The organism is Kushneria marisflavi (assembly GCF_002157205.1).
Classification (GTDB): Bacteria; Pseudomonadota; Gammaproteobacteria; order Pseudomonadales; family Halomonadaceae; genus Kushneria; species Kushneria marisflavi.
The window spans coordinates 1,957,889-1,969,709 of the sequence record NZ_CP021358.1 but is presented as its reverse complement, the minus strand read 5'-3'; the positions used below and the strand labels follow the sequence as shown (position 1 = coordinate 1,969,709).

Annotated in this window: 10 protein-coding genes; 8 read left to right on the top strand and 2 right to left on the bottom strand. The window is 49.9% G+C overall.

Features of this window, described 5'->3' with window-relative positions:
* Nucleotide 1 precedes the first annotated feature (1 nt).
* Together B9H00_RS08995 and rnk are read left to right on the top strand one after the other, a co-directional pair.
* Nucleotides 2-391 carry a RidA family protein gene (locus B9H00_RS08995; protein WP_086621249.1) on the top strand — a complete coding sequence of 130 codons (390 nt, stop codon included), beginning with the start codon at nucleotides 2-4 and terminating at the stop codon, nucleotides 389-391.
* A gap of 226 nt (nucleotides 392-617) precedes the next feature.
* Complete coding sequence (rnk, locus tag B9H00_RS08990) at nucleotides 618-1,064, top strand: nucleoside diphosphate kinase regulator (RefSeq protein ID WP_086900370.1); 447 nt, start codon at nucleotides 618-620, stop codon at nucleotides 1,062-1,064.
* Between the two features lie 179 nt (nucleotides 1,065-1,243).
* On the opposite strand, the gene B9H00_RS08985 is transcribed toward rnk, so the two are convergent.
* Nucleotides 1,244-2,221 (bottom strand): TDT family transporter, encoded by a 978-nt coding sequence (locus tag B9H00_RS08985; RefSeq protein ID WP_086621252.1) that lies wholly within the window; start codon nucleotides 2,219-2,221, stop codon nucleotides 1,244-1,246.
* Between the two features lie 111 nt (nucleotides 2,222-2,332).
* On the opposite strand from B9H00_RS08985, the gene B9H00_RS08980 reads away from it, so the two are divergent.
* Nucleotides 2,333-3,226: a LysR family transcriptional regulator gene (locus B9H00_RS08980; protein WP_086621253.1), complete on the top strand. Its 894-nt coding sequence runs from the start codon at nucleotides 2,333-2,335 to the stop codon at nucleotides 3,224-3,226.
* A 624-nt stretch (nucleotides 3,227-3,850) separates the two neighbouring features.
* Nucleotides 3,851-4,123, top strand: a complete 273-nt coding sequence (locus B9H00_RS08975; RefSeq protein WP_086621255.1) for a hypothetical protein — start codon at nucleotides 3,851-3,853, stop codon at nucleotides 4,121-4,123.
* A gap of 43 nt (nucleotides 4,124-4,166) precedes the next feature.
* Here the strand turns inward: B9H00_RS08975 and B9H00_RS08970 are convergent, their stop codons facing one another.
* A complete protein-coding gene (locus tag B9H00_RS08970) occupies nucleotides 4,167-5,069 on the bottom strand; it encodes a LysR family transcriptional regulator (protein WP_086900369.1) in 903 nt (300 codons plus the stop codon).
* 365 nt (nucleotides 5,070-5,434) lie between these two features.
* On the opposite strand from B9H00_RS08970, the gene B9H00_RS08965 reads away from it, so the two are divergent.
* The 4 genes from B9H00_RS08965 (at nucleotide 5,435) to B9H00_RS08950 (ending at nucleotide 11,817) form a co-directional block, all read left to right on the top strand.
* A complete protein-coding gene (locus tag B9H00_RS08965) occupies nucleotides 5,435-6,649 on the top strand; it encodes a M24 family metallopeptidase (protein WP_211329615.1) in 1,215 nt (404 codons plus the stop codon).
* Between the two features lie 247 nt (nucleotides 6,650-6,896).
* Nucleotides 6,897-8,612 carry a BCCT family transporter gene (locus B9H00_RS08960; RefSeq protein WP_086900368.1) on the top strand — a complete coding sequence of 572 codons (1,716 nt, stop codon included), beginning with the start codon at nucleotides 6,897-6,899 and terminating at the stop codon, nucleotides 8,610-8,612.
* Between the two features lie 155 nt (nucleotides 8,613-8,767).
* Nucleotides 8,768-9,559, top strand: coding sequence for a creatininase (locus tag B9H00_RS08955; RefSeq protein WP_236944239.1), 792 nt, complete (start codon nucleotides 8,768-8,770; stop codon nucleotides 9,557-9,559).
* A gap of 794 nt (nucleotides 9,560-10,353) precedes the next feature.
* Nucleotides 10,354-11,817, top strand: a complete 1,464-nt coding sequence (locus B9H00_RS08950; RefSeq protein WP_086900367.1) for a sodium:solute symporter family protein — start codon at nucleotides 10,354-10,356, stop codon at nucleotides 11,815-11,817.
* Nucleotides 11,818-11,821: the final 4 nt, after the last annotated feature.

Below are 11,821 nucleotides of genomic sequence, written 5' to 3'. Positions count from 1 at the left end.
CATGATCGAAAGTGTTAAAACCGAACTGTTTGCCGCCCGCGCCCCGCTGGAGTGGGCGGTGATTGGTAACGGCATCCTTTTCACGACTCAGATACCCATCGACCGGGACGGCAATGTTGTTGAAGGAGGTATCGAGGCGCAAGCTCGGCAGACGCTGGAAAATCTAAAACATACTTTATCCTGTGCCGACGAAGCAGCAGAGTTGACGCAGGTATTGATCTACGTGACTGATCGAGATCATTTGGCAACCGTCAATCGTGTCTATGCCGATTACGTTGACCCTCCCTATCCGAATCGGGCAGCAATGATTGTTTGTGGTTTTGCTCGCCCCGAGATGCTCATTGAAATCATCGCTTACGCTGCTACCACTTCAAAAAATACTAAAAAGTGAAAATACAAGCGCTGTCAGAAAAGCAGCTGACCGTACGACTTTATCGAATAACTTATAGCACCAGCCAAATGCGAGGGTATTTGACTCGTTTGGACAGGTGATAAAAAACAGATTTTTTCGGGAATACAGGCAGTAAATACTTCAGGCCATTGCCGCTGGAAAAAGGAGTACACTGCCTCTTCTGGCAGAGTATGGCTTTTCACGAAAGCCAGCTCGAAACACAGCGATGCTGATATTTTCTGTTCTGTTTGGAGATAACCCCGTGGCGCGCCCTCCCATTATCATTAACCGACTGGATGCTGAGCGCTTGCAGCGCCTGATCGACGATGCCGATAAACAGGATATACCTGTTGCCGAGGCGCTGGAGATAGAGCTTGAGCGCTGTGAGCAGGTCGAGCCTGAAAATATTCCGGATGACGTTGTCAGCATGAACAGTAGTGTCATGTTTACCGACATAAATCGTGATAAGCAGATGACGCGCACCCTGGTTTATCCTCATGCGCTTTCAAGTAATGAAAATGGGTTATCCGTCATGGCGCCCATCGGGGCGGCACTGCTGGGGTTGAAGGTAGGGAGTACCATCGACTGGACTCTCCCTAATGGAGAACAGGTTTGTTTGCGCGTCGATGCCCTGCTTTTTCAGCCTGAAGCTGCCGGGCAATATCATCGATAATGATTGATATCCGGTGGCAAACAGCCATTTCTATGGTCCGAACTACTGAAAGCAGGCGTGAGCGAGGAGCGCCGCAAAACCGCAGCGGTTGAGGTCGGCTGAAAAATTCAGCCATGGCGTGCCCTGTATTTGACCCTGTGTCATTGCCTGGACGTGCTTCCCAGCGCCCGGGCTGCTCGTCAAGCGGCATGCAAACCATTGCTTTCACGCTGAATATCCATATAGGCACGGAGATAGCGCAGGCTGACATAGCCCACGATGATGGTGGCCACCACGATTTCCAGTATGGCCAGACCATGGATGATGGCGATGTCATGGGTGCTGAATCCGTGCCGTGTCATCCAATCGGCGGTTTTTGCCATGGCAGTGGCGCCAATGACCATGGGAAAGGTGAAAGCGGCGTAGCCTGGGCTATAGGGAAGGCGCAGTAACTTGATGAAAGCCAGATAGATGACCAGTGTCATCAGGACTGCAATGCCGCCCAATAGGGCGATCAATAAGCGTGAAGGATCTGACGTCACAGTGAGATAACCTGCAAGCGACAGGCTGGCAGGGGCCGCCATGATGGCGATGGTCGGTTTGGCTGGATCGGGAATTTCACTGGCAAAAACCAGCCGATAAATCATCACCGGCAGTAAAACCGCATACAGCATCATACCCAGATACAGCAGCCCCACTGCCAGGGGCTGTAATGCCGAAACGCCGGGAAACGCCACATCGGCCACGATAATGCCGACCGGCGGCACGAACCAGGCAGGCACCATATGGTGCAGTTCAAACGCCTTGATGCGATGCACAATGAAGGCCACAAGAAAGCCAAGGTGAAGCGCTACGGCCATCAGCCAGAGCATGACGCCAGCGGCTGGCATTAACCATTCGCCCACGCTTTTCGATATCACCATCAGTGCCATGGCAAAGGTGGGCACAACACTGCCGACGACAGGGTGTGCCAGATCCGCCAGCAGCGATTTTGGGCTGAATAAAAACCGGCTACCAAGAATCAGAAGCAAAAAAGCCGCAATGATGGCACCGGTCAGCTGGGCCAATCCTCCAAGAAGCGCAAAGCTTTCCCAGCTCCAGCCAAGGCTTGCGATCCCCAGTGCCAGACCGGCCATGGGCGTCGGGGCATTCTTCAATTGTTGAGACAGGGCAGGCATGGAGACTCTCCTCAAAAACAATGAAGACAATTTATGCCAAAAAACGCTATCGTTATATTTTAACTTTTATCATCCAGTGTTTATTAAAATTTAACATTCTTGAGGGTGATCATGGCCGTGACCCTGCGCCAGCTACAGGTTTTTACCACCGTGGCCCGTGAGCGAACCCTGACAGCCGCTGCAGCATCCCTTTTTCTGACCAAACCGGCCGTCAGCGTGGCGCTTTCGGAGCTGGAAAAGCAGTGCGATCGGACATTGTTCGATCGTCATCGCAATCGTCTTTATCTCAACGATCAAGGGCGTCGTCTGTTGCCCATGGCCGACGAGCTACTGGCTCGCAGCGATGCGATCGATCAGCTTTTTGATAATGAAGCTCTGGGTGGGCAGCTGCATGTCGGCGCCAGCTACACGATCGGCCATCAGCTGCTACCGGCACTATTAAGCGATTTTCGTATCGACACTGGACATCGCGATCAGCGTGTGAACATTGCCAACAGCGCTGCTATCTGTCGCGCATTGGAATTGTTCGAGCTGGATATCGGCCTGATCGAGGGGCGTGTCGTCGATGAGTGCTTTGACGTGGTGCCGTGGTGTCAGGATCACATGCTGATTGTGTGCTCTCCTGAGCATCCGTTGGCTCGTCGGGACAATATCGAAATTACCGATCTGGTCGGCTACGACTGGCTGTTGCGCGAGCCTGGGTCAGGAACACGCGAGCAGTTCATGCGCTTTATTGCCCCCAGACTGCCGCAGTGGCAGCTGGGTATGGAGATCAACTCGGCGGAGGCCATCATTAATGCTGCGGCGGTAGGTCTGGGCCTCACCTGCGTGTCGACACTTGAAGCTCGTCATGCGCTGTATGACGGCAGGCTGATCAGGGTGGCACTGGACTTGGACATGACGCGCGAGTTCAGTCTGGTGCTGCATCGCGACAAGTACCGCAGCCCGTTGATCAAACGGTTTACTGAATTTTGCTTGGCGCGCAGTGACACAATGACGTTATAGGATGTCAAAGTGGGCAATGGATATTGATGATCAAGTCCTTACTGAGGAAGCCACTTGAAGAGAGCCCATGTTGCCTTCCTTTGTTGGACTTAACGCATTGGGTTATAGGAACACAACGCAGTGGTTCAGGCGGCGTTACGCCGATGGGCTGCCTACGTCCATACCTCCCCATTCTCAAGCAAGCAAAGGAGCAGGCGCATTAGAATTTGATCGAAAGTACCGTCGTCACACCACTGTTCAAGCACTGGTAAACGGTCTTTCATGACTTGTAGCGCCCCGTAGATTGCGCTATCTCGCTCCTCAACACAGCATCCAGAAAATGAGATTAAGCATTTGTCAATTATCTCTACGCTGGCGGACCATGGTTTGCCAGCGTAGAGGTGATCTAATCAATATTTTTATGCTATTTATGAACTGTCATGAAGTTAAATATTTATCGTCAATTCAGTGCCGCGACAAGAATCGTTATTAGTGTACTCTTGCCCAAATGAAATATTTGAGGCTGGTAAGTTAGATAGATTATTTGGGCCGCGATGCTCTTCCTTATAAGCTCATTTAAAATACAAATTTCAGTGATGAAAAACTTTGCAGCACAATAATATTACAGATTCTAAGGACGTTTTAATGGCTATTATACAGGCTGTTTTTCAGTCATCTCAAGGAAATAGTAACTTGCAAGAGTTAAGAAAAGATGCAGAAGCATCTTTTCATGTTCTGGAGGTCTACGAATTTTCTTTTCTGGGATTGAGCGTGATTGGTTTAAAGTTTGAAATGAATGAGCTGTCTATAGATTATTTTATAAAAGAGCTGTCAATGCTCAAGGAAAAATATTGCGTTTTTCAGTTGTCTTTAAATAGAGTTTTCAATGAGAAGCATGAGCCTCGAGTCGAGTGTTAATTTCATAAAAAGCAACCAAAAGGTGTGCTATTTACTGACATTGTTATGAACAATATTTGGAGAGCTCTATCGGTAAGTCATCTACTCTTAAGCTTCGCAAACCTGCTCTCAGATAATCCAGTGTAAGTTTACCTGCAGATGTGAGCTCTGATTCTCTATAATAAAAACCAACTCCTACCTTATCCATATTTGGAAGGTCTTCTGATAAAAAGGTATTGCTTGTGAGTTGCCTAGGAATAACAGACCGGGCCATTGCAGTTATACCCAGTCCTTTCTCAACTGCTGAAACTATGCCCAGCAGGCTAGGACTGGTGTAAACGATTCGAAAAGGGATATTAGCATCAGTCAGTGCTTTTTCAGTGATTTTTCGATATAAACATCCGTTAGGATAGGTTACCAGCGGCAGTTCTTTTCCTTGTAATGATAGATTTTGCGTATATCCCCACTTTAGCTCTTCGATTAAATAGTTTTCAGGTGAAAAACCTGAAAACTCTTCTAGGGGCTGCATTGCCAAGCAAATATCAAATTGATGCTTTTGGAACTTTTGATATATGTTTTTGCTTATATCACAGTCAACTTCGATTAGAATATTAGGATATCTATTTGTAAGTCCTTTGATTATTTCGGGTAAAAAAGCAAGCTCATAATCGTTGGGAATCCCTAGTTTAATCTTTCCATAGACAGTATCGCTATGAAATTTTTCAATTAATGAATCATTCAGTTGAAGAATCTGGGCTGCAAGTTTGTATAGCTCCTCACCATCCGCTGTTAGCTCTAGATGAGAACCTCTTACAAATATCTGCGTATTAAGCAGTATTTCAAGTTTTTTGATTTGTAAGCTAATGGCCGGTTGGGATCGTCCTAATGCGTCCCCCGCTGATGTAAAACCGTTCAAGTCCTTAATCGTTGTAAAAGTACGAAGCAAGTCTGTGGGTATGTTTTTCATTGAACAGCCCTGACATGTCGGATATTTAATTCATTACTGTAACTTACCGATAAGGCACGCCGATACTAACAATTTGTCGAGGATGAAAAAGTTTTTCTTGGCACAGTGTTTTTCGAGTGCGCCGCTCAACTGTGGCGGATTGACAGTTTTTGCAGATTGGATTTTCGACCAATGAGTGGTTGGCTACCAGTTTTGGCGCATAAACGATTGATATGTTTCATTATTTTTTCGACAAATGCCTGCATTTGTATTGCTGACTGTTCTTGTTGGCGGGGTCGTGAAATCTTTTGATGTAGACAGGTTCTTGAGTTAGTGAACTTGTCAAGAAAGATAGCGACAGGCTAAAAAATTTTGGAGAGCGTGTTATGTCATTGGAACTATCATCCCTGATTGAAATACCTAATGGTAATAAAGTTCAGCCTACTTTCTCCGACTCTGAAATGGAAAATAGGCTAAAAGTTCTTAGAGATTACATGGCATCTAACTCGATCGATGCAGTCGTTTTTACCTCTTACCATAATATCAATTATTTTAGCGATTTTGTTTATTGCCGCTTTGGTCGTGACTATGGCTTGGTCGTGACCCAAGATAATTTCACTACGATCACCGCTAACATCGACGGCGGCCAGCCCTATCGTCGCAACCGACTGGGCGACAATATTGTTTATACTGACTGGCAGAAAGACAATTTTTTCAAGGCTGTCAGGAATCTTTGCGAAGGCAAAAAGCGAATCGGGGTCGAGTACGATCATCTTACGCTTCTAAATCAGAAAAAGTTAAAGGATTCTCTGGATAACGTCGAGTTTACCGACATCGGCGTGCCTACCATGAAGATGCGGATGATCAAGTCAGACGAAGAAATTGATCTGATCCGCAACGGTGCGCGCGTGGCTGACGTGGGCGGAGAAGCCGTGCGCGATGCCATCAAGGCAGGCGTGCCCGAATATGAAGTGTCGTTGGCTGGTCAACGCGCCATGGTGCGTGAAATCGCTAGGCTCTATCCACACGGCGAGCTGATGGATACTTGGGTGTGGTTCCAGTCCGGTATTAATACCGACGGTGCCCACAATCCAGTAACCAGTCGCAAGGTGCAGCCTGGCGATATTCTAAGTTTGAACACCTTTCCCATGATTGCCGGCTACTACACGGCGCTTGAGCGCACGATGTTCTGTGAGCACGCCTCGGATGAACATCTTCGTCTGTGGAAGATCAACTGCGAGGTGCATGAGCGAGGTCAGGAGCTTATCAAGCCAGGCGTGCGCTGCTGCGATATCGCCCATGAGCTCAACGAGATTTTCGCTAAACATGACCTGCTGAAGTATCGCACCTTCGGCTATGGCCATTCCTTCGGCACGCTGAGCCACTACTATGGCCGTGAAGCTGGACTAGAGCTCCGCGAAGATATCGAAACAGTGCTGGAGCCCAACATGGTGGTATCCATGGAGCCAATGATCATGATTCCGGAAGGCCAGCCGGGAGCTGGTGGCTATCGTGAGCATGACATCTTGGTGCTCAATGAAAGCGGGGCCGACAACATCACCGGCTTCCCCTATGGCCCTGAGCACAACATCATCAAGTAAGTCAGAGTGTAGAGACAAGACAAGGGGAGCCCGGCTCCTCTTTTTGTCCTCTCCATCAGCGATGGGAGCAACGAGTTTTCATGATATTGCACTTGTAGCTTCTTGAAAAATGAAGTATCGGCTGGTTGTTCTGTTCGGAATGACAAGTCGAGCTGGACTGGGGAAAACAGGCGATCATTTGCAATGCATGACAGGGTAGCCGCAGCGTTATTGCGATCCATGCGGACATTACGGTGGAGAGAAAGCAATGTCTAACAACAAGATAAATAAGCCAAAGCCCGAGGATACGAGTACTTCGGAGTTTATCGAGGTTCCGCGAATTATCGGACAGGATCTGCCGCCCATCGGGCGTTTAATCATACAGTTCGTACCGCCACTGGCCATTCTGACACTAATCGTACTAGTCATTGCTAATCCCGAGAGCGTAGCTTCGGTGATTTCCGAGATGCGTACCTTTGTCACCGGTCGATTTACATGGATGTTTATCCTGTACTCACTGTTTGCGGTGGGAGTATGTGTCTGGCTTGTCTTCAGCAAGGTTGGCGGGCGAGTGCGCTTGGGGGGCCCTGACGCAAAACCGGAGCATAGCAACTTTGCCTGGTATTCGATGTTGTTTGCCTGCGGGCAGGGCATCGGGTTGATCTTCTGGTCGGTCGCCGAGCCGATCATGCTGCGAGACGACAGTCCGGTAGTAAATACCGCAGGCGGGAGCATCTCCGACGGTGGCATTGTCTGGGCTTATTTCCACTGGGGATTCACAGCTTGGGCTATGTATTGCGTAGTAGCCGTATGCCTGGCCTATTCTCACCACAACCTAGGCAAAACACTGACGTTTCGTGAAGCCACGGTCGATATTCTGCCTCAATGGATGCAGGGGGGAGCCGGTGTCGTTGTTGAGCTGCTGGCCATCATGGCTACGATTCTGGGCCTTTCCACCTCGTTCGGCTTTGCGGCTATGCAATTCAGCTCCGGTCTCACGTCTTTCACCGGTCTGCCATCCACGCCGCTGACCTGGCTAATCGTTATCGTCGGACTGGGCAGTATTACGGCGGTCTCAGCGTTTTTCGGCATTAGCAAGGGCATGAGAATTATCAGCGAGATCAATACGATTCTCAGCGTCGTGCTGGTGGTAGCCGTTTTTATCTTCGGGCCTACGCTGTTTCTAATTTCCAACGTCACTCAGACCTTCGGAACCTTCTTTACGAACTTCGTGGGCATGAGTTTCTGGACGGAGGCCTCCAGCACGCCCCAGCCGCTAACCTCTTGGCAGGATAGCTGGAACGGCTGGTGGACAGTGTTCATCTGGTGCTGGGTGATCGCTTTTTCACCTTTCGTGGCTGGCTTCATTGCACGTATCTCGCGCGGTCGAACTATCCGTGAGTTTGTGATCGGCGTGACTGTGATTCCTTCCCTGATAGTGATGATATGGATCGGTATTCTCGGCTCGACAGCTATTCTGTATGACGATCAGTCAGCGCGGAGTATTTCGGCGGCCGTCAGTGACAACGTGGCTAGCGGACTATTCGTGATGCTGGAGTCGATACCATTTATCGGCACGCTACTGCTGATTGTGGCGACAGTACTGGTGGCTACCTACTACGTTACCTCGCTGGATGCGGGCACCTATGCACTGGCGGATTTTGTCTCTGCGCCGAAACGAGCCGGGGCGATGTTTCGGGTCGTTCTGGTAGCCAGTATTGCCGCAGTAGCCACGGTATTGCTGACCGTGGGGGGGACCGCCGTCGTTGATACGGTACAGACTGGTACGATTATCGGCGCCTTCCCTTTCTCCATTGTCATTATGCTCATGATTGCCAACATGATTCGACGCCTCGTGAAGCGGGATCGATCAATCCGACAATTGGAGAAGATCATCAACGATCCTGATCCCAACGTGGTGATGAGCTTGGATGGCAACGATAGTTGCAAACAAAGTCCGAATCCTCGCCGCCGAATGGGCTGACGTTGCGATGAGCGCTGTGCTGGAGGCATGGCCCTGCACTGCTGCTTCAGTATTGTTGATGCGTCGAGCCATATTTGCAGCATCTGTGCCCGACAGTGACATGCTACCGGCTTTCGTCTGGTGATTCGAGATCGGAAGTCGGTCCACGATGCCAGGTGCGCGGTCAAGAAAAAATAAAGGATAACGTTATGAAAAACGTCAGGATCGAAAACATGGACTGGGTCTCTTATCGGGAGGCTACGCAGAACGGGGGCTGTAAAATAGTACTGCCAATCGGAGCTATCGAGCAGCACGGCCCCCATATGTCGCTCAACCCGGATGTGCTTATTCCCGATCATATTGCTGAACAGGTCGCACATCAGTGTGATCACATGCTAGTGGCACCTTCCATCAGCTATGGCTACAAGTCACAGGTCAAATCGGGGGCGGGCAATTTCTTCCCCGGCACGACCTGCGTTTCAGGAGATGCGCTTGAGCATTATGTCTACGATGTGCTGATAGCCTATGTGGAACACGGCAACCGTGAATTCATCCTGATCAACGGCCATTTCGAAAATTCGATGTTTCTGTGCGAGGCAGCCGACAAGCTGGTTAAACAGTGCAGGTTGCGCAATATAGAGGTCAGGGTCTATCTGCTCTCCTACTGGGATTTTATCAGCGAGGCGACCATTACAAAGGTGTTTCCCGAGGGCTTTACCGGTTGGGCCGTCGAACACGGCGGCGTACTGGAAACGTCGATCATGCTGAACATTTATCCCCAGCTGGTCGACATGTCAAAGGCGGTACACATCGAGCCGGCACAGTTCCCGCCCTACGATGTATTCCCTTCCGACGCTTCGTGGGTACCGCAGTCCGGTACGCTGTCCTCGCCAGTGCCGGCTACCTCGGAAAAGGGCAGCCTCATTTTGAAGGAATGTATCGCCGGAATTATCGAGCATCTGGGCTGAGCACATGGGCGCTCAGCGGCCGGGATAAAAGGCTTTAGCCAATATTTATGAGTCGGGTATGCTGCAGATTTATCATGCGCTTATCTCTTTACATGGTGCAGCTTGAAGGAGATACGACCGAGCAGTGGCAGAGTAGGCGTTCTGGCACTGCTTTGCATGTGGTCTGTACGGTTGAATGCGCCATTATCGTAATGTTAAACCCGCTTCCCCGGCTATCAGCAATCTCAGAGCTGATATCGATGATCTTGTAGATATGATTTAAGGCTTACTCAAGTCTTTCGAAGAGATAAACGTAGTTATTCTCATCCTGCTGAAGGTGTTGCTGATTGCCGCAGTCAACTTGGGTAGGATATAGAAATTATATTTATAGCTTTTAAAAAGGAGAGATAGTAAGGAATTATTAAGCAATTAACTTGGTTTTTCCTGATCCATTTGCGCTTTCAATGTTCTTAACGAGATTATTTTCGATTTTGAATAAAGAAATTATTGTCTGCTAGAAGCGCCAATACCGAAGAGTTTGTTCGAATTATCGATATTCTACCCTTCGCGTGCGCATCATTGATGGAAGGATTTGTTTTATAAATTGGTCCTCTTTGTCTTCACAAAATATTGTCTGAATCAGGTGCCAAGAAGCCCCAGTAGTATTCGATCCAATAACAAGGAGATGTTTCATGAATTCTTGGGTACTGACTACTTTTCTGATTCTGATGCTCTATATGCTGATTCACTCCGGCGCTACTTATCTGCGTCGTGAAATAAAGCATAAAAAAAAATATTCAGAGGGCTAAGCCATTATGGACGCTTATAAGCTGTTTAACTGGGGGCTATTGTTTTTGACCTTTGGCTTTCTAATCTATTTAGGCTATTTATCGTCAAAACTGATGGCAAAAAGTGAAGGAGGGTTTCTGGTCGCCGGGCGCTCGCTGGGGGCTTTCGTGGGCGCCGGTACCATCGTGGCCACGGGATTCAGCGGCTGGGGCTTCATGGGTTCGCCAGGTGTCGTGTACCAATTTGGTGCGGTCGAGGTGCTGGGGAACTTCTTCTTTGCACCGGCGATGATGATTGCAGTGCTCTACTTTGCACGTTTTCTTCAGTCTCGAGCGGCTGACATGGGCAGCAACACGATCCCAGAATACATCGCTCAGATTCACGGCGGCGGCGGCATGGGCCGGCTAGTGCAGGGTGTGGCGGCGCTGCTGACCATTGTGCTGCTGCTAGTCTTTCTAGTCAGCCAGATCAAGGCCGTCGGACTGCTCGGAGCCAGCTGGCTGGGCATCGATCTTGGTCCGAGCGCGCTGCTGATGGTCGGAGTCATCATCATCTATACCATGCTCGGCGGGCTGGCAGCCGTAGCCTGGACCGATACGGTTATGGTCTGCGGTATGGCGCTAGCGGCGGTCATCATTCTTATCCAGATGCTGACCAGCGTCGATCTCGGTGAGTGGGAGAGTTCGCTCAATGCCATCGATCCCGAGCTGCTCAATCCAACGCAGGGGGCGCCCTACGGCGATTCACCGTGGTCAGCGTTTCTTGTTCTGCCCTATGCGTTTTTGTTCGCGGCAGTACTTCCTTATATGGCAATACGCTTCATGGCCATGCGTCCCGATGTCAAGCTGCACAAGGTGGGCGTTTACGTGGCCATTCTGGGGGCGCTGCTGAGCCTGATTCCCATTGTCGGTCTTTATGTGCGTATGCAGATGCCCGATCTGGCTGATCCCGACAACGCTATGCCGGTCTATCTCGAGCACTACATGCATCCGGCACTGCAGGGCATCATCACGCTGTTCATCATCTTTGCGATGAAATCCACTGCCAATTCGCTGCTGCATACCGTGGCCTCGGCGACCTCGCATGATCTACGCATGGCACTTTCCAGTGAGGCGCGCGTCGATTCAAAAGGCGCCTTGTTCATCAATCGTACCGCCGTGGTGGTGCTGGGTGTGATAGCACTGTTGATCATGCTTTATGCACCGCCTTTCATGCTGTCCTGGCTAGGCATTCTTGGCTCGGGTACGCTGCTGGCCAGCATGATCGGACCGGTCTTCATTTCCACTTTCTGGCAGGGCTCGGCCTGGGGAGCGCTGATCGCGATGTTGATCGGCTTTGTCGTCAGCGGATATATGATGCTGTTTGCCAACGTAGGCTGGCTGATGGGGCCGTTGACCGGTTGTCTCGTCTCGTCGATCTGCTATGTCAGCGTCTCTTTGATGACGCCGCGCCGAACTTGGCAGAAAACTTCGACTTGCTTAACTGAATGACAAA